The organism is Bacillus sp. BK450, from assembly GCF_004364885.1.
Classification (GTDB): Bacteria; Bacillota; Bacilli; order Bacillales; family Bacillaceae; genus Bacillus; species Bacillus safensis.
Genome location: NZ_SOBQ01000003.1, coordinates 1 through 17635 on the forward strand (window position 1 = coordinate 1; position 17635 = coordinate 17635).

General features: G+C 39.9%; 17 protein-coding genes, 1 pseudogene and 1 riboswitch. Of the genes and pseudogenes, 11 read left to right on the forward strand and 7 right to left on the reverse strand.

Going from position 1 to position 17635, the window contains the following annotated elements:
* The 5 genes and pseudogenes from EV579_RS19280 to EV579_RS09960 form a co-directional block, all read left to right on the forward strand.
* Positions 1 to 972, forward strand: a 972-nt coding sequence (locus EV579_RS19280) for a pre-toxin TG domain-containing protein (protein ID WP_279586123.1), incomplete at its 5' end; no start/stop codon positions are given.
* A 19-nt stretch (positions 973 to 991) separates the two neighbouring features.
* Entirely contained in the window at positions 992 to 1318 is a 327-nt protein-coding gene (locus tag EV579_RS09945) for a hypothetical protein (protein WP_044336021.1), read from the forward strand.
* Between the two features lie 82 nt (positions 1319 to 1400).
* Positions 1401 to 1737 (forward strand): annotated as a pseudogene (locus tag EV579_RS09950) (tRNA-Val4).
* 91 nt (positions 1738 to 1828) lie between these two features.
* The gene (locus EV579_RS09955; protein WP_202037076.1) at positions 1829 to 2113 is read left to right on the forward strand and encodes a YxiF family protein; all 285 of its coding nucleotides are present in this window, start codon (positions 1829 to 1831) and stop codon (positions 2111 to 2113) included.
* A gap of 323 nt (positions 2114 to 2436) precedes the next feature.
* Complete coding sequence (locus EV579_RS09960) at positions 2437 to 3630, forward strand: MFS transporter (RefSeq protein ID WP_103131835.1); 1194 nt, start codon at positions 2437 to 2439, stop codon at positions 3628 to 3630.
* Between the two features lie 150 nt (positions 3631 to 3780).
* Here the strand turns inward: EV579_RS09960 and EV579_RS09965 are convergent, their stop codons facing one another.
* The 3 genes from EV579_RS09965 to EV579_RS09975 form a co-directional block, all read right to left on the reverse strand.
* Positions 3781 to 4683, reverse strand: coding sequence for a shikimate dehydrogenase (locus tag EV579_RS09965; protein ID WP_024423990.1), 903 nt, complete (start codon positions 4681 to 4683; stop codon positions 3781 to 3783).
* A gap of 18 nt (positions 4684 to 4701) precedes the next feature.
* The gene (locus EV579_RS09970; protein WP_024423989.1) at positions 4702 to 5883 is read right to left on the reverse strand and encodes an MFS transporter; all 1182 of its coding nucleotides are present in this window, start codon (positions 5881 to 5883) and stop codon (positions 4702 to 4704) included.
* Positions 5884 to 6328: 445 nt separating this feature from the next.
* Positions 6329 to 7348 (reverse strand): LacI family DNA-binding transcriptional regulator, encoded by a 1020-nt coding sequence (locus tag EV579_RS09975; protein ID WP_122632017.1) that lies wholly within the window; start codon positions 7346 to 7348, stop codon positions 6329 to 6331.
* Positions 7349 to 7612: 264 nt separating this feature from the next.
* Positions 7613 to 7692: riboswitch (glycine riboswitch) on the forward strand.
* Positions 7693 to 7856: 164 nt separating this feature from the next.
* On the opposite strand from EV579_RS09975, the gene EV579_RS09980 reads away from it, so the two are divergent.
* A complete protein-coding gene (locus tag EV579_RS09980; RefSeq protein WP_122632016.1) occupies positions 7857 to 9203 on the forward strand; it encodes an amino acid permease in 1347 nt (448 codons plus the stop codon).
* A gap of 47 nt (positions 9204 to 9250) precedes the next feature.
* On the opposite strand, the gene EV579_RS09985 is transcribed toward EV579_RS09980, so the two are convergent.
* Positions 9251 to 9931, reverse strand: a complete 681-nt coding sequence (locus EV579_RS09985) for a DUF3169 family protein (RefSeq protein WP_024423985.1) — start codon at positions 9929 to 9931, stop codon at positions 9251 to 9253.
* Positions 9928 to 10134 (reverse strand): helix-turn-helix transcriptional regulator, encoded by a 207-nt coding sequence (locus EV579_RS09990; RefSeq protein ID WP_003215336.1) that lies wholly within the window; start codon positions 10132 to 10134, stop codon positions 9928 to 9930. Before EV579_RS09990 ends, EV579_RS09985 begins: the two co-directional genes overlap by 4 nt.
* 170 nt (positions 10135 to 10304) lie before the next feature.
* Between EV579_RS09990 and EV579_RS09995 the strand changes: the two genes are divergently transcribed.
* Positions 10305 to 10928 (forward strand): NUDIX hydrolase, encoded by a 624-nt coding sequence (locus EV579_RS09995; RefSeq protein ID WP_122632015.1) that lies wholly within the window; start codon positions 10305 to 10307, stop codon positions 10926 to 10928.
* Positions 10929 to 10939: 11 nt separating this feature from the next.
* Here the strand turns inward: EV579_RS09995 and EV579_RS10000 are convergent, their stop codons facing one another.
* Together EV579_RS10000 and EV579_RS10005 are read right to left on the reverse strand one after the other, a co-directional pair.
* Positions 10940 to 11422, reverse strand: a complete 483-nt coding sequence (locus tag EV579_RS10000; protein ID WP_122632014.1) for a DUF4188 domain-containing protein — start codon at positions 11420 to 11422, stop codon at positions 10940 to 10942.
* 4 nt (positions 11423 to 11426) lie between these two features.
* Positions 11427 to 11978, reverse strand: coding sequence for a PadR family transcriptional regulator (locus EV579_RS10005; protein WP_024423982.1), 552 nt, complete (start codon positions 11976 to 11978; stop codon positions 11427 to 11429).
* Positions 11979 to 12158: 180 nt separating this feature from the next.
* On the opposite strand from EV579_RS10005, the gene EV579_RS10010 reads away from it, so the two are divergent.
* The 4 genes from EV579_RS10010 (at position 12159) to EV579_RS10025 (ending at position 17613) form a co-directional block, all read left to right on the forward strand.
* Complete coding sequence (locus tag EV579_RS10010) at positions 12159 to 13052, forward strand: hypothetical protein (RefSeq protein WP_056765255.1); 894 nt, start codon at positions 12159 to 12161, stop codon at positions 13050 to 13052.
* 351 nt (positions 13053 to 13403) lie between these two features.
* Positions 13404 to 15263 (forward strand): beta-glucoside-specific PTS transporter subunit IIABC, encoded by a 1860-nt coding sequence (locus EV579_RS10015; RefSeq protein WP_103131829.1) that lies wholly within the window; start codon positions 13404 to 13406, stop codon positions 15261 to 15263.
* A gap of 4 nt (positions 15264 to 15267) precedes the next feature.
* On the forward strand, positions 15268 to 16734 hold the full coding sequence (locus tag EV579_RS10020; protein WP_073208070.1) for a glycoside hydrolase family 1 protein: 1467 nt from the start codon (positions 15268 to 15270) through the stop codon (positions 16732 to 16734).
* 30 nt (positions 16735 to 16764) lie between these two features.
* Entirely contained in the window at positions 16765 to 17613 is an 849-nt protein-coding gene (locus tag EV579_RS10025; protein WP_133744352.1) for a PRD domain-containing protein, read from the forward strand.
* The last annotated feature ends 22 nt before the right edge of the window (positions 17614 to 17635 follow it).

Sequence of the window (17635 nt, forward strand, 5' to 3'; positions counted from 1 at the left end):
AACCGCCCTTGGTATGAAAAAGCCCTCGATTATGGTGGAAACATCGTGAATGAACTGACTGGCGTGAACGATGCAAAACGTGCCGCAACAGGCGTTGATCCAATCACAGGCGAGGAACTCACCGCAGGCCAGCGAGTCGCGGCAGGAGGCATGGCAGCCGCAGGCTACATCCCAATCGTCGGTTGGGCAGGCCGCATTTTCAAAGGCGGAAAAGCTGTCTATAAAACCACCCAAGCCACATCAGCCGCAGTTAGGGCAGTCGACATTTACAAGACATCACAAAAATCCTTTGACGCCCTGAAAACATCTCAAAAAGGTTTATATGGACTCACCGCCACCAACGGATTCAGCGAAGCGATCACAGGCCGAGACATGTTTGGAAACAAGATCTCGAAAGAACAGCAGGAAGCGAGTATGAATGCGGCGCTGGGGATGCTTTTGCCGTTTGGTAAAAAGAGCATCAGTGGTAGTCTGAGGATCGGTGAACAAAAAGTTGCTGAGAAAATTATAGCAGAAAGAACCAAGGGATTAGATTTAAGGAAGCACCCTATACAAAGAAAGCAGTTAAGCGCTAAGAAGATGAAAGAGTTGAAAGACAAATTTGAGAATAGGACGATTACGAAATTAGAATACGAAAATTATAAATGGAATAAAAAGTTTGCCAAACATAGAAACACTGGTGTGAATGAGTTTTGGTATCAGGAACGTCAAAGGATTTTGAATAAAGAGGAACCAACCAGAAACTGGGATAAGCAGCAATTAAGTGATATTCTAAATGGTAAGAAGCCTAAAGTAGATGGAAAAACTGTGCAAGGTCACCATTCTTACAGTGCATCACAATATCCACATTTAGCGAACAAAGGTGAAATTATATATCCAGCTACACCAAATGAACATTTTAATGGTTGGCATGGAGGTAATTGGAAGAACAGTCTGCCTGGAGAAAGAATTAAACCTATTGACGATTTCTAAACTATGGAGGAGAAAATAAATGCCTAAAATGAAAATGCGAATAGAGAAAGATGATAATCAAATCAAATATATCTCGATTCTAAGAAAACATACAGATAAAAGTATTTCTGAAATAAAAGAAGCAATAAATAAAAATGATTTTATTTTATCTTATAATTTATTAGATATTGATGAATTAAAAGAGATGAAAAATATGATCAGTTTACTAGAAAAAGCTGGAGCTAGAATGCATATTTATGAAGATAGTCGAGAGGTTAGTGTTGAATTTTTAGATAATCTTATTGAATCTTATTTGGATACAGAAAAGTATCTAGAAGAAGTTGACGAGCAAATAAATGAAGATTAAATTTTGTGGCTTTGAAACAGATGACGAGTTGGACTGTATAAATTAGTCACTATAAACCTTTAGTATGAATGTATTAACTTATATGAAGTATTCATATGAATTTAAGGAAAATCAATTTGGTAACTTAGCAATAATACTCCCAGAAGAAATGAGTATTTTCGCAGATTTTATACAAGATATTTCAACAGTAGAAGAAGCGGATGAGTATTTAGGATATATTCAAAATGTTACAGATGGAGAATACGAAAACTTTGAAATTACATTGAATGCTACAAGTGTAATTATCAAAAAAAAATGAAACAATAGTTGAACATCATTATAGGATTGAAAAACCTCATGAAAATAAAATTGAAACGAAGGAATTCATAGAGCTTTTGTTGATTTGGAAAGAGAAAATACCAGAAATATTTGAAGATTAAATATTGCTATTGACGAGTAGAAACATAATGATTCAGGCACTTGATTAGTCCTTCAGGCTACAAGTGCTTTTGTTTAATTAGAAATCTGAAGATGTTTGAATACAAAAAGTACGGTAACCCTAAAATGGTGATTTCTATGAATAACAACAGAAAATCAAAAATCAAAACCTTAAAAAGAAAAAGCAGAAGAAAACACTTAATAAACGAATTAAGCTATATGACACTTCCAGAACACCCCTTTTTAGATATTGAAGAAAATCAATTGTTTTGTCAGAAGGTATTTGCTTTCCTTCAATCGAGAGAACATAAAATCCAAATACATGGAGAACACTATCAAGAGCATATTGAAAAGTCTGTACAAATGTTAAATGAATGAACGATGAAAAGAATTGAGACACCATTTAAGGAGTGGCAGTTAACCACTCCTTTTTTCTATCGATGGTGTCATACGCTTGATCAATGAATTCCCTTCAAATTTAAGCAATTCACTATCTTTACCTTTCGCATTCGTATAAAATAAGAGCAGTGAAAAATTGAAGAAATGCTTGATACATGAAGGGCGTGTAAGCTGTGAGCTGCATGACATGATGAGATGTATGAACGTGAAGGCTGCAAAGCTGTTCTTCCTCACATATGAGATCTTGTAAGCGTAACCATTATTTGTCACTTCATTGCGATGGTATTGAGGGGTGTGTCAGGATGAGGAATCCGTATGTGAGAACGGCTTCTAGTCTGTATATTAATTACTTTTTATTAGGTATGGTCAATATTATTTTGGCTTCAAATATGCCATTTTTAATCAAACAGTTAGATACAAATAGTGCGGGAATTAGTTATATGATTTCGGCGCTTGGCATTGGTAGGGTGCTCACGTATGGTTTATCAGGCGTACTGTCAGATCGTTTTGGGCGAAAACCGGTCATTTTGGTTTCTGGTGTGCTGATGGCGGTGTTCCTCATCGGAATCCCATTGTCTCCGAATTATCAAATTGCGTTTGCGTTTGCGATTTTGGCAGGGGTCGCGAATTCGGCAATGGATGCAGGAACGTATCCTGCGTTAATGGAGGCTTTTCCGCAAAACTCGGGATCTGCGAATGTGATGGTGAAGGCCTTTATCTCCATTGGGGCAACCATTTTGCCACTGGCGATTTTCTTTTTAGCAGAGCATGATTTGTTTTATGGAATGGCATTTTTTGTTCCTGCTCTGATCTATCTTGTGAATGTCTTGATGCTGTGGACCTTGCCATTTCCGAATCATCGCAAGGTGGAGCAAGTCCAGGTAACGGAGCATGACGGACTTCCGCGCTTCTCGACAGAGCCTACATTTTGGAGAGAAGGGATCGCACTCATTGTGATCAGTTTTACGTCAAATGGACTGTATGCGCTGCCGCAAATTTGGCTTCCTACGTACGGTGAGGCCATCTTGGGGATGACATCTGGCAGTGCTGTGAAATTGCTCAGTTACTATAGCATGGGCGGGCTGCTGTCTGTCGTGATGCTCGCGTTTCTGCTGCGCCGTTTTGTCCGGCCGGTCACTGTACTGCTGATCTATCCAATCATTACACTTGTTTCCATTTGTGTGCTCTTGGTCGTGAAATCACCAGTTATAGGAACCGTCAATGCTTTTGTATTGGGATTTTCAACGGCAGGAGTTTTTCAGCTGACGTTAACTGTGATGGCTGAATTCTTCTGGAAAAACAAAGGGACGATGACTGGGATTATCTCTACAGCGGGCGGCGTGTCGGCTATCGTCATCCCGGTCGTAACAGGTTTAATTCAGAGTCACGCGTCCATTTTACAAATCTTTATGTTCGATGCAGTGGTGGCTGTTGCGGCCATTATCGGCGCACTGTATATCCTGTATCGATACCGCCAAGTCATGGTACATGATTAAAAAAAGACGACCTACGCAGGAAGTCGTCTCAGCGTGTAGACAGGTCTCTGCGCCGGTACTCACGAATGTTAAATTCGTTTCGTTCCTATCACGCTAAACATAAAAAAAGGGCTAAAATGATCATCATTTTAGCCCTTTGTCTTTTTTGTTTTAGAAACGGTCATTTTCAAACAGAATTTGTTTTACTTGATCAACTGGCATATCTTCACCAGTAAAGAGTTTGTAAGCAAGTGCACCTTGCCATAGCATCATTCCAAGACCGTTAATGGTTTTGGCGCCAGCTTCCTGTGCTTGTGCAAGAAGCTTTGTTTTTTGCGGGTTGTATACAACATCTGTCACGATCAAATCTTCACGAAGTACATCAAGTGTATCATCGATAATGCTGAGCTGATCTAGTGGTTTCATGCCAAGGCTTGTCCCATTTGCCAGGATCGCACTTTCTGCTACTTCACGGCGGAATGCGTCTTTGTCTTCAAGTGGGAAAATGTTTGCTTTGACACCGAAAGATTTCATTTCGTTATTGATGTAATTTACATTTTCTTCCGCTTGAACAAAGTATTGATCATTACGAGCAAAAATGCTAATTTCACGGATGCCGGACTGTGCAAGCTGAATCGCAATCGGAGTCGCAGCGCCGCCAGAGCCAACAAGTGTGACTTTTTTGCCGGCTAATTCAACGCCATGTTCAATTAAGTTTCTCACATATCCAAGACCATCTGTGTTGTAGCCGATGAGCTTACCATCTTTGTTTACTACAGTGTTACTTGCACGTGTATATCTTGCAGAATCATCTAGTTCGTCTAAGTAATCTAGTACTTTCATTTTGTTCGGCATAGAGACGTTAAATCCAGCTGCACCCATTGCTTTCATACCGTTTACGGCTGCTTCTAGTTCATCATTCCCTACTTCAAATGCGAGGTAAGCATAGTTGATACCTGTTAGTGTATAGCCAAGGTTATGCATACGTGGTGAAAGGCTGTGTCCGATTGGTGTAGCAAGAAGACCGACTAATTTTGTTTTTCCATCAATATTTCGTTCATGTATGTTTGTCATGATTGACATCTCCTTTAATTATCTAAATAATTTTTTCATGCGTCCAAGAACAAAGACCGCTAGTAATACGCTAATAACCGCAATGATCATATCGAAAAATAACGTCATTTTAATATCGTACGAGCTGACCAATCCACTTGTAATGAGCGGCACGAGAATAAACGCTGAGCTTGCCGCAATGTTGACGTAGGATGAAGCCGTTGCTTTGTTTGTCGGGAACAATTTCATCATAATACTCATCGCCAGCTGGAAGATTCCCGCTGTAAATAGTCCTAAGAAGAAGGTGCTGACAATGACAATGCTGTACGTTTCGATTTGGAAAAGTGAAAGCATTGCAAGGAACGCACCAATTGGATAAATGATCGCCACCATAATCGGTGAAATGAATTTATCTAAGACGATCGAAAGCAATAGAACAGATACCAGTGCACCAATACTAAAATAAGATAGAAGCTGTGTGGCTTGTTCTGTGCCAAGTCCGATTAATTTCAACCCGAGCTGCGGAAGCCATGTCTGCCATACGACAAACAATGCAGTCGATGTGAATCCCATCAGTACAACAGCTAAGCCTTCGCCAAGCATTTTTGGTTCTTTCTTCAGCTGATCCTGTACTGGAAGAGCGTCTTGTGAAGAAACTTGCTTATGGTTCGGGAATGGCATAAAGATTAAGTAAATCCCTACGAGTAAATAAAGAAGCCCTAGTCCAAAGAACGCCCAGCCCCAGAAGATGTCATGTGCCACTAGGAATGCCAAGATAAATGGAAGAACAGTCGCCCCAATGGATACAGATGCTTTTACTAAAACAGAAGCCGAACTTGCTTTTTTAGGAAATGACTCTGACAAAGCAGGATAGGTTCCTGAATCAAGCAGTGAGTTGGCAATACCTGCTGAAATCGCAAAGATAAATGCCAGTGTATAACTTGTTGTCGTTGGAATACCGATTAAGAATAATAAGTAAAGAAAATTTCCTGTAATAATGACAGGCTTACGTCCCCAGCTGTCGGCTAACCGGCCTGAGAAAAAGAGCGCAATGAGTTTACCAATTCCGATCGCAGATACAAGCAAGCTGATTTTCGGAATATCTACATGGTAGCGTTCAGATAAGCTGTCCATGTTGGAAGCTACAATAATGTTGATCATGCCAAGCATGAAGTAATTTAAATACATGCCAAGTGACGATTTTATATAAGGATTTTTCATGTTCCCACTCCTATATTTGAAACCCCTTTAAGGTCAAATTCTTTGTATACCCTTTGTTATTGTTTCCTTCAAAATGAATAATATGAAGCCCATCACAACACCCCTTATGTGATTGATGAAAAAATAATGAATATTCATCTGTTCTTCAATCAAGTATATCGTTCTACTAAAATGTAAAAAATAATAACAGCCTTGGTTAGGAAGTGAAACTTCATGATTTGATCAGAATCATAAAAAATCACTTTTAACTGTTTTTTGATAGAAATAATAATATGATGAAATAGGTATAACGATATACTAAAAGAAGCAACGAGATAAATATACTCCTGCATTTTAAATGTGTCAAGTTTATGACTTTGTGATTTAAAAAAAGAAAAATGAAACAAAGAAATAGTTGACTTGATCAATAAAAAAAGAGAATTGCTGCACACAATTCTCTTTTTCATCATGATGGAGAGGTTTCTCTAATATGAAGTTGAGGCTTTAAAATCAATCGCTGCAGCTCTTCATCCTGTTCGTTCATTTTATGATATAAAAGGTTCGCTGCTTTTACCCCGATGGATCGGGGGAAGGAGGATACAGTGGTGAGCGGCGGATGGTACATTTCCGCTTCAGGAACATTATCGAATCCAACGACATCAATATCTTCACCAGGCTGGATGCCCCGTGCTGACAGTGCTTGAATGACTCCAAAAGCGACTAAGTCACTGAAACAAAAAATAGCAGTAGGGGGCTCGGGCTGATCCATCACTTGGGCGAGTGCTTCTTTCCCGCCTTCGCGAGTAGGTACTATATCAATAATAAGCGACTCATCAATCGTCACATTTTCTTCGTCATGAGCTCTTTTGAAACCTTTCATCCGCTCAATCCAAGTCGAAGAGGTCTTAATGCCGCCTAAAAAAGCGATGCGGCGATGCCCCTTTTGAAGAAGATGATGAACCGCCATCCAAGTACCTTGTTCATAATCAACACCGACATAGTCACATTGCACGTCTGATAATTCACGATTTGCCAATACTTTTGGGGTGCGAATTTGATTTAATTGTTTGACCGTTCGAGCAGAGCTTTTCGAAGCTGGGTTTAAAATAATCCCGCCCACTCGGTGCTCTACCATGGTGGAAATGAGCCGCTCCTGTTTATCGACACTGTCAAAGGTTGTACCAAGTAAAACAGTATAGCCCAGCGATTCAAGTGTGGTCTGTACGCCAATTAAAAACTCCGAAATAAAGGTGTTAGAAATATCCGTCACAATCACACCAACGATATTTGAGCTTTTTGACCGCATGTTAGCAGCAACGCGGTCGTATACGTATCCTAAGTCCTCCATGGATTGCAGTACTTTGTTTCGAGTGGCTTCAGAGATTCTAGGATTATTTCGAACAACGAGTGATGCCGTTGAAGTCGAGACACCGGCATGCTTGGCGACATCCTGTAATGTAACACGCTGTTTGTTCATTTTTTTCATTTATCTTCACCAACTTCCATGGATTGCTTAACTTTGTTCATGATCAAGAGGGATTTCTCCATCAAACGAGCCGAACATCTTTTGATTTATTATACATGAATCAGGTGGGATTGATGAAGTGAAGACATATGCGTACCGCCGTAAATCATAAAAGATTACCATTGACAGCTTTCTGAATGAGGCGTAAAATATAAAATTATTCAGAAATAGCAACATTTTAATTAAATAACGAAGGCTATGAATGCTGTGGGTCACACTATAGCAGGAGCAGCTTCTGGAGAGACCGCATGTGTGTGCGGCGCCGAAGGGTTCACAATCTCAGGCAAAAGGACAGAAGAGTACGAAATATTGTATTTGTGGTGCATGGATGATGCCGTGTATGACTTTTCTCTATTTTGCTATTCTTTTATGACCGTGAGATTGGAGCGCATCCAATCTCTTTTTTTATGGACTTTTTTAAAGGGTTCATTATTTCAGTATAAGATCGTGTCGTAGGAGGGTGTTAGCATTGGCACAACAAGAATTAAAACGAGATTTATCAAACCGTCATGTGCAATTGATTGCCATTGGCGGAACCATTGGAACAGGGTTGTTTTTAGGATCTGGAAAAGCGATTCAATTGGCAGGTCCTTCAATCATTTTTGCTTATTTAATTGTCGGGATGGCCATCTTTTTTGTCATGAGGGCACTCGGAGAATTGCTTTTATCGAAGGCAGGCTATCAGTCATTAACCGATATTGCGGAGGACTATCTCGGCCCATGGGCATCCTTTGTAACAGGGTGGACATATTGGTTTTGCTGGATTATGACAGCGATGGCGGATGTTATCGCGGTCGGTGTGTACGTGCAGTATTGGTTTGACATCCCGCAGTGGATTCCTGCCATCATTTGTTTGTTGATTTTACTAGGATTGAATCTATTAACGGTAAAGCTTTTCGGAGAAATGGAATTTTGGTTTGCACTCATTAAAGTGATTACGATTCTATTATTGATCGGGGTTGGAATTGTTCTTTTAATCATTGGTTTTCAAACAGATGCCGGACCGGTGACGATAACGAATTTATGGTCTCATGGCGGGTTATTCCCGAATGGTGTCACAGGCTTCTTGCTGTCATTCCAGATGGTGATTTTTGCGTATGTGGGAGTTGAACTGGTCGGTGTGTCCGCAGCAGAAACAGCCAATCCGCAAAAAAACATCCCTTCTGCAATTAATAAGATTCCATTAAGAATTCTATTTTTCTATGTGGGTGCGATCTTTGTCTTACTATGTATTAACCCATGGACTGAGCTCAGTGCATCAGAAAGTCCTTTTGTGAAAACCTTTGGACTCATTGGGATACCAGTAGCAGCAGGGCTCATCAACTTTGTCGTCCTGACATCTGCGGCATCAGCTTGTAATAGCGGCATGTTCTCGACGAGCCGCATTCTGTATAATCTCAGTCATCAAAAGCAGGGTCCAGCTTCCTTTGGACGGTTGAACAAGCATGCTGTCCCAAGTAATGCGCTATTCGTTTCGACGATTGTGGTATCGGTCGGTGCACTTTTAAGCAAGCTGATTCCCGAGCAAGCCTTTGGTATTGTGACAACGATCAGTGCCATTTGTTTCATTTGGGTATGGAGTATTATTTTAATTTGTCATTTGAAATATAAAAAAACAAAGCCTGAACTGCATGCAGCATCGACCTTTAAAGCACCGTTCACCCCTTTTGTGAATATATGTGTTTTGGTTCTCTTCGCTGCGATTCTAGTGATCATGCTGTTTGCAGATGCAACACGCCCCGCGCTCTTATTAACGCCGGTCTGGTTTTGTTTCTTACTATTGATTTATGCACGAAAGAAACGCCGCGCGTCATAATGAACGGAAAAAGCACAGCCTTTGCATGAGGCTGTGCTTTTGTTCATTTAACGATTTCTAATCTTTAGCACATAATTTGCATTCAAAATGATCAAAACAACCCCAATGACCATGATCGAGAACAGTTGAGAGTGATTGGCTCCAAGGGAATACACAATCAAAATAAACATGGCGCTGGTCAATAGGATATTCATCATTTGATACGTATGAAACAGTCCGCCAAGCATCACATGCTTTTCGCCTTCGTCCGAAATGGCGAGCAGCTTTTTACTGTAGTCTTTGTCAGATAGACTTGGCAGGTTCCGATTAGGGTAGACAAGCTTTAGAACAGATATCGATATATATGAACTGATAACGGTGACGATAAATAAAGCAGCATTGACGAGAATCAGCCAGAGTGGCTGCTCGGTGACGATCGCGATACCGATGGCAACAATGGAAAAAATGGTACTTACCGTATTGGCTAAAGTCAAATCAGTAAAGGTCCGATATTGCTTTGCCTCCAGTTCATCCTCCTCATCACCAGAGACCGAAAGAGATACTCTTTTTTTCATACGTGAAATCCCTGAAAAACAATAAATAATCAATAAAATCGTCAATCCACTGATGACAAGAGTCGCTTCAAATGCAACATCAAGAAGTGTCATCTCAAATTCAGCTGCCAGCAGACAGTAAGCGCCGAGAAAGCCAAGGAGAGCACCTAAGAGCATTTTGTATACAGTTTTCATGAGAGTTCATCCTCCTCGAATAGAAAAATACGTTCAATGGGTTCCTGAAAAATTCGTGAAAGCTTAACCGCGAGCAAGAGAGACGGCATTAACTCATCTCGTTCCATTAAGCTGATGGTCTGACGAGAGACCTTTGCACGCTTTGCCAGCTCAGTTTGGTTTAAACCATCACGCGCACGAAGCTCTTTTAACCGATTTTTCATTCTGTCACCTCAATTTTGCTTGAAATCTTTCCTTGATTGTAAAGCATTATATTCATTTTGACAAGTAAAGTTGTCAAAATGATAAAAATAATTGTCAGAAGGATCATCTTTATTCAAAAGGAGAACCATGATACGCTAAAGGAAAGAGAAACAGAAAACAGGTGATGTCCGTGTTCATTGATCAATTAAAAAATGACTTACATCAATCACAGCCGTTGTTCATTGGAGAAGAGACAGCGTTCAAAGCAGCAGTCCTTATCCCTTTGGTGCAAGTAAATGGAGAATGGCATATATTATTTGAGGTACGATCGTTGACCATGAGAAAACAGCCGGGGGATATTAGCTTTCCTGGGGGCAAGCTTGACGGCAGCGAAACTGCACAGGAAGCTGCACTGCGAGAAACACATGAAGAGCTGGGCATTCCGCCAGAATCGGTCGAGATCCTTGGACAGCTTAGTCCTTATATCGCTTCTCCATCCTTCGTGGTATACCCATATGTTGGTATCATTGATGAGCAAAAAGTGAAACACTCCTTTAATCAAGAAGAAGTAGAGGAGACTTTTACCGTGCCTCTTTCATGGCTCAGCCAATATGAGCCGTACTTACATCATGTATCCGTTCAGCCAACACCAGGCGAGGACTTCCCTTATGAAAAAATCATGAATGGTGAAAAATACAGCTGGGGAAACCGTTCGATTGAGGAATGGTTTTATGATTACAAAAACTACACCATATGGGGATTAACAGCCCGCATATTAAAGCATTTTGTGACCGTTGTAAAAAGAAATTCCTAGAGAATCGCTCTCTAGGAATTTGTTGTATTCAGGCGTTCCTTCGCTGTTTGTTGTCCTTTACTTATTGAAATAGGGGATTTTGCTTGGCCCAGTCCGTAGGAAGGCATGTTCACGTAGATGGATTCATACGAGCCGGCTTGAATTTGGTACGTTTCATGATAAATTCCGACCGATTCATTATTTCGTGCTCTTTGGTTAAATTCTTTCCAAGCAGCCAAATGCTTCTCCATCTTGGCATAGGCAAGGAGGTCATCGGTTGATTTCCAATATTGAATCATCGCTGTCGTGCGTAATCCGAAGTAATTCTCTGTTCCAAGAAACCCAAGCTCATCTTGATGGGTATACAGCTCCTTGATCATGCCAGGCATTGCCATGAACACAGGCAGCCATTGATGAATGGCCCAGCGTTTGTTGATCCTCATTCCGATAATGAATACAACAATCGAATCAGAATTGTCCGTTGTAAATCTGCCAGCACGTATGTCTTTTTTCATTCATTTACCCTTCCTTCTTCATCGAATGGAATGTTTCCACGCACCAATCAATGCCTGCTTGAGCCACTCTTTTCCCATAATCTAAAGTAAACAGCCAATACTTCGCATCCGCTTCATCAGGATAAAGCTCTTGAATGTTTTGTTCAATTGATACATAAGTTTCATAACGAATACGGAGCTGCCGCTCATAATCCTGTAAAAGCACCAATTTTTTCTCAAACGAAAGATATTGACCGAAGAATAACTTTAATAACACCTCATTACGCTCTGTTGGTAATTGATCGAGCGGCTGCGCCAGCCACTCTCTTAACGTATCCAGTCCTTTTTCAGTCAAATGATATTCCCGCTTGTCTGATCGGCCAGAAGTAGCAGCAGGTGAAACTTCCGCAAGGCCTTCCTCGACTATTAACTTTAAAGCTGGATAAATTTGTCCATAACTGATTTTCCAAAAATGATGCAGGCTTCTATCAATTAATTGCTTCACTTCGTACCCTGACTTACAATCAGTCGTTAAAATACCTAAAATCGCATACGTCGTATCATTGTATTTTTTCATATCAGCACACCTATCTAAAAGATATATCATTTAGATATATAATATGCGATATCCATTGGTGATACAAGAGGTTTTAGAAAAAATCCAATGAAGGAGGTGAAGAGATCGCTAGGAGATGCATCACAATATATTGATAGAAAAAATAAAAATCCGTCAGATCAATGATCAGAGGAGGTATGTATGAATAGATCAAAAATCTGGATCGTAGCAATTTTAGCGGTACTAGTCATCGTTGCTGTCAGCTGGATAGCATACCAAGCAAATGCAAAAAAGAGTGTATTGAACAACTATTACGCCTTTGTATATAAGACAAAGGATCAAGTGAACTGGTTCAAGGTAACGGAGAGAAAAGGGAAAGTCACTGGTTATCTGAATGAAACCATTTTGGAGGAAAACCCAAAAAGACATTTTGATCCCAACCTATTTATCAACAAATATAAATTAACTGGTAAAACTGTTGAAAACGGTTACGAATTTCAAGTGAAGCAAGGGAAAGAGACGATCACATATAAAGTTCACCTTGATGAAAAAGATCTTTCTGTGAAAAAACAAGGTGAAAAGCAAAGCATCACCTATAAAGCAGTTGATCAAACAAAACTACGTGCTGTTCAAAAGGACATTCATGACCGATATGATGAATTGATGGAGGACTCTGAGAATAGATTCCATGATTATGTAAGAAACTTTATTAAGAAAGTAACAGGCGCTTATGGTTATCTGTATACAGCGGAGGATGGTTCATACCAGCTATTTCTAAAAGTAAAACGGATGTATATGCAGTCTGAATGGGCAGGTTCTTTTTTGATGAGAACGGTCCCAGGAGATGGTGGTGAACCATATAAAGAAACGAAACATACAGCCGGTGGTGTTTCAGATGGGATAATGTTTGATTTGAGTACTTATCCTGCAATTGAAAAGGGGTTTATTTTAGGGGAAACTGATCGAGATGCAACATCAATTAAATTTCCTTTTAAAATGGCAGGCGGTACAATAGAATTTAAAGCTGTCACGAAAGAGGAATATCAAGAACAAACGGAAGCATTCAAAAAGCAGGCTGAAGAAAAGAAAAAATAGATGATGATAAACCAGATAAGTCATTTTAAACTTATCTGGTTTTTAGATGGAAGTAGTTTTTGGTGAGTGATAAAAGGATATTTATTGTATAAAAAAACAGGAAGGTTACTTCAACAATGAAAGAAGAGTGATTTGGGTATAAAGACCTTAATAATTTTTAGAAAAATAAATGTTGACGCTTTCATATAATCAATATATACTAAAAACAAATCCAATATGAATAAATTAGACATGTGACTGGTCATGCAGGCAGGATCTAAAAACGATGAATTTCTTTTATTTGTCGTTTTAGATCCTTTTTTTGTTGCCAAAATATAGGTCTCGTGTATGAGAAAAGGGGGAGAAGAAAAAATGAATTACACACAAGTTGCCAAAGACGTTTTACAGCATGTAGGCGGCAAAGAAAACATTGCGCACCTTGAACACTGTTCAACAAGGCTTCGCTTCACACTAATCGATCAGAAAAAAGCAGATGTACCAGCACTAGAAAAAACACCAGGTGTTATAGCTGTCAGAATGTCAGGACAATGCCAAGTAGTCATTGGGAATGATGTCATTGAAGTGTATCAAAAGGTAACTAGTTTAATAGGCAGCACCTCATCAAGCCAAGACGTGCCATCCAACCAGCCAAAAGAAAAAAGAAAAGCAGGCACAGTTCTGTTAGATTTCATTGTCGGTGTCTTCCAACCGCTTGTACCAGCTATCGCAGGCGGAGGAATTTTAAAATCATTTCTTCTCCTTTTCTCTTTATTAGGCTGGATGGATGCAAAGGGACAAACCTATCAAATACTGAACATGGTAGGTGATGCACCACTTTACTTTCTGCCTTTACTAGTTGCTGTAACGACGGCGAATAAACTAAAAGTAAATCCACTGGTCGCTCTATCAGCAGTCGGTGCGCTCCTTCTGCCGAACATGACGGCGATGCTTACAGAAGGTGCGCAATTACTTTCATTCGATGTAAAAAATATAGCTTATGCATATCAAGTGTTTCCGGCAATCCTTTCTGTATTGCTTTACGCGAAAATGGAAAAATTCTTTACACGGTTTTCACCAAAACCAATTCGGATTTTCTTCGTTCCGATGATGTCATTGGTCATTACTGTACCAGTTACGCTACTTCTGTTAGGACCGATTGGTTTTACAGCGGGGCAAGGCTTTTCATCTATTATTCTTGCGATGTTTAATACGGTAGGCTGGGTAGCTGTCGCAATTTTAGCAGCGGTCCTCCCATTCATGGTTGCTTCAGGCATGCACAAAGCAATGGTCCCTTATGCAGTCACAACGATGGGAACCCTTGGGAAAGAAGCACTTTATTTACCGGCATCACTTGCGCATAATATCGCGGAAAGTGGAGCGTGTTTTGCTGTGGCACTTCGAACAAAAGACAAGGTACTCAGATCAACAGCCATTTCGGCAGGAATATCAGCCTTTTTTGGCATCACAGAGCCGGCGCTGTATGGTGTGACACTGCAAAATAAGCGAGTCCTTGGAAGTGTTATGATGGGTTCGTTTGTTGGCGGGATTTTCATTGGTTTAGTTGGTATACAAGCCTTTGTGCTTGTTGGCCCTGGGTTAGCAAGCATGTCGATGTTTATATCAGATGAGCTCCCGCGAAATTTGATGTTTGCTATCATTGGAGCGGTCATTTCGTTTATTGTCGCCTTTATCGCTGCTTTTGTATTAGGTAAAGATCGAACTGTAGAAGAAAAGACAAAGGACCAAGCTGGGTTTGCTGAAAAAATTGGAGCAGGAGAAACATTCAAAAGCCCTGTGATTGGTCAAATGATCTCTCTATCTGAAGTGAAAGATGATATTTTCTCTTCAAAGGTCATGGGAGAAGGAATTGCCATTGTACCTTCAAAGGGAGCACTTTATGCACCAGTAGATGGAGAGGTAACCTTACTGTTCGAAACAAACCATGCACTTGGTATGAAGACGGACCATGGAGTTGAAGTATTATTCCACATCGGCATTGACACCGTTCAGTTGGAAGGACAGTATTTCCATCCAAAGGTGCAGGCTGGAGATCGTGTTCAAGCGGGTGATTTATTGATTGAATTTGACCTAGAAAAAATCATGGAAGCAGGGTATGATCCAGTAACTCTTGCTGTAGTCACAAATACAGATCAATATGATATTAAGGTACAGCCATTACAAGAGGTCAATCGTCAAGATACATTGATGGTTGTTACACAATTAGGAGGCTAATCATATGAAAAAAATCAAAGGTTTTCCAAAAGGATTTTTATGGGGCGGCGCCATTGCTGCTAACCAGGCAGAAGGCGCCTGGAATATAGATGGAAAGGGACCGTCTGTTGCAGATATTGCAATGTACCGTTCCAACTTGAGTGTAGAAGATTATGAAGGTCATCTTGCTGTTACCACTGAAAATATAGATCGTGCGATGAAAGATCCAGACGATAAAAAATACCCAAAGCGCAGAGGTGTTGATTTCTATCATCACTATAAAGAGGATTTGGCTCTCTTTGCTGAAATGGGATTTCAAACACTTCGCATTTCTATTGCATGGAGTCGTATCTTCCCTACTGGAGAAGAAGCGGAACCGAATGAAAAAGGGCTGCAATTTTATGATCGTGTATTTGCAGAAATGAAAAAACACAACATAGAACCGATCGTGACACTCTCTCATTATGAAATGCCATTAGCCCTTAGTGTGAAATATAACGGCTGGGTTGAAAGAAAAGTAATCGACCTCTTTGTGAAGTTCGCCAATGTTTGTTTCGAACGTTATAAAGATGATGTGAAATATTGGCTCACTTTTAATGAAATTGATAGTATTCACCGCCACTCTTTCATTACAGCGGGAATTATTCCTGATCGCTGTCCAGAAGGAAAAGTGGAAGAGACGGTGTACCAAGCACTTCATCATCAATTTATTGCATCTGCTCTTGTAACAGCAGATTGCCATCGTATCATCCCAGGCAGCCAAGTAGGATGTATGCTGACTAAATTGACAACGTATCCGCATACGTGCCACCCGAATGATGTGGAACAAGCTTTGAAACAAAACTTAGAAAACTATTTCTATGCAGATGTTCAGGTATTTGGCGAGTATCCACCGCTGATCAAGCGCATGCTTGAGAGAAAAGATATTCATATTCAAATGGAAGCAGATGATCTAACCATTTTAAAGGAAAACACAGTAGATTTTATCTCATTCAGCTACTATATGTCTTTAACGGAATCAGCCCAAGAAGGATTAGAAGAGACAGAAGGAAATACCATTCGTGGAGTCAAAAACCCTTATCTTCCTTCAACTGACTGGGGCTGGCAAATTGATCCGGTTGGTCTAAAAATTTCTTTGATCGAATTGTATGATCGCTATCAAAAACCTCTTATCATAGTCGAGAACGGCATGGGTGCAAAGGATGTAGTTGAAAATGATGGCTCAATCCATGACGACTATCGAATTAACTATTTTAAAGAGCATTTCCGTCAAATGAGAGAAGCCATTGAAGAAGGCGTCGATCTCTTTGGATATACGAGCTGGGGCTCGATTGATATTATTAGTGCAGGTACATCACAAATGTCAAAACGTTATGGCTTCATTCACGTAGATCAAGATGATGACGGGAACGGGACATTAAAACGATCTCGAAAAGACTCATTTTATTGGTACCAAAAAGTCATTGAGACGAATGGAGAATCGCTTGATTGAACACCACAATCATGAAAACAGGTGATGACGATGTTTAAAATCAAAAAAGTTTTAAACTCGAGTGTGGTCCTGGCTGAAGATCAGAACCAACAGGAGATGGTTTTGTTCGGCCGAGGAATTGGCTATGGACAGAAACCAGGTCAAATGATAGAAGAGAAAAAAGCGGACCAAGTCTTTATGTCAGTCGATAACATGAGAGCAAAAGAATTTCTTCAACTGTTAGATTCAATGCCTCAGGAGTTTATCGATTTAACTCAGCAAATCGTCAAATATGCAGAAAAACGTTTAAATTCAAATTTAAATACAGGTGTTTATTTTACCTTAATGGATCATTTGAATTTTGCAGTGGAACGTCATAAAAAGAATATTAATATTACGAATCGCGTGTATTGGGAAATCAAAAATTACTATACAGAAGAATTTGAAGTAGGAAATTACGCACTTGAGTTAGTCAATGACACATTGGGCATACAATTACCAAAAGAAGAAGCTGCCAATATCGCCTTTCACTTAATTAATGCATTAGGTGAAGAGTCCGAGTCGAAAGATGGTATGAAATACGCCAAGATGATCGGAAGTATTGTCAATCTTGTGCGCTATACGTTGAATATGGAAATGGATCAAGAGAATATTCATTACAGTCGGTTCATTACACATGTGAAATTCTTTGTAGAGAGATTTTATGCTGATAAATTATTATCAGATCAGGAAAATGAGTTATTTGAACAAATTGCACATTTATATCCTCAAGCGATGGATGTTGCTTTTAAGATCAAAGACTATATTAAACAGGTGCATAGTATTGTCATTCCTAATGATGAGCTTACTTATCTTGCGGTACATATACACCGCCTCATATCTTATCAGCAACTAAAATAAATGTGGAACCACTTGCCTTGAT

Excerpts from the sequence above, each read along its gene's own strand:
- EV579_RS09955 (WP_202037076.1), top strand. The coding sequence starts at position 1,829 with ATGTTTGAATACAAAAAGTACGGTAACCCTAAAATGGTGATTTCTATG.
- EV579_RS09985 (WP_024423985.1), bottom strand. The coding sequence starts at position 9,931 with ATGAAAACTGTATACAAAATGCTCTTAGGTGCTCTCCTTGGCTTTCTC.
- EV579_RS09965 (WP_024423990.1), bottom strand. The coding sequence starts at position 4,683 with ATGACAAACATACATGAACGAAATATTGATGGAAAAACAAAATTAGTC.
- EV579_RS10015 (WP_103131829.1), top strand. The coding sequence starts at position 13,404 with ATGAATTACACACAAGTTGCCAAAGACGTTTTACAGCATGTAGGCGGC.
- EV579_RS09975 (WP_122632017.1), bottom strand. The coding sequence starts at position 7,348 with ATGAAAAAAATGAACAAACAGCGTGTTACATTACAGGATGTCGCCAAG.
- EV579_RS09990 (WP_003215336.1), bottom strand. The coding sequence starts at position 10,134 with ATGAAAAATCGGTTAAAAGAGCTTCGTGCGCGTGATGGTTTAAACCAA.
- EV579_RS10010 (WP_056765255.1), top strand. The coding sequence starts at position 12,159 with ATGAATAGATCAAAAATCTGGATCGTAGCAATTTTAGCGGTACTAGTC.
- EV579_RS09960 (WP_103131835.1), top strand. The coding sequence starts at position 2,437 with ATGAGGAATCCGTATGTGAGAACGGCTTCTAGTCTGTATATTAATTAC.
- EV579_RS10020 (WP_073208070.1), top strand. The coding sequence starts at position 15,268 with ATGAAAAAAATCAAAGGTTTTCCAAAAGGATTTTTATGGGGCGGCGCC.
- EV579_RS10005 (WP_024423982.1), bottom strand. The coding sequence starts at position 11,978 with ATGAAAAAATACAATGATACGACGTATGCGATTTTAGGTATTTTAACG.
- EV579_RS09945 (WP_044336021.1), top strand. The coding sequence starts at position 992 with ATGCCTAAAATGAAAATGCGAATAGAGAAAGATGATAATCAAATCAAA.
- EV579_RS10025 (WP_133744352.1), top strand. The coding sequence starts at position 16,765 with ATGTTTAAAATCAAAAAAGTTTTAAACTCGAGTGTGGTCCTGGCTGAA.
- EV579_RS10000 (WP_122632014.1), bottom strand. The coding sequence starts at position 11,422 with ATGAAAAAAGACATACGTGCTGGCAGATTTACAACGGACAATTCTGAT.
- EV579_RS09970 (WP_024423989.1), bottom strand. The coding sequence starts at position 5,883 with ATGAAAAATCCTTATATAAAATCGTCACTTGGCATGTATTTAAATTAC.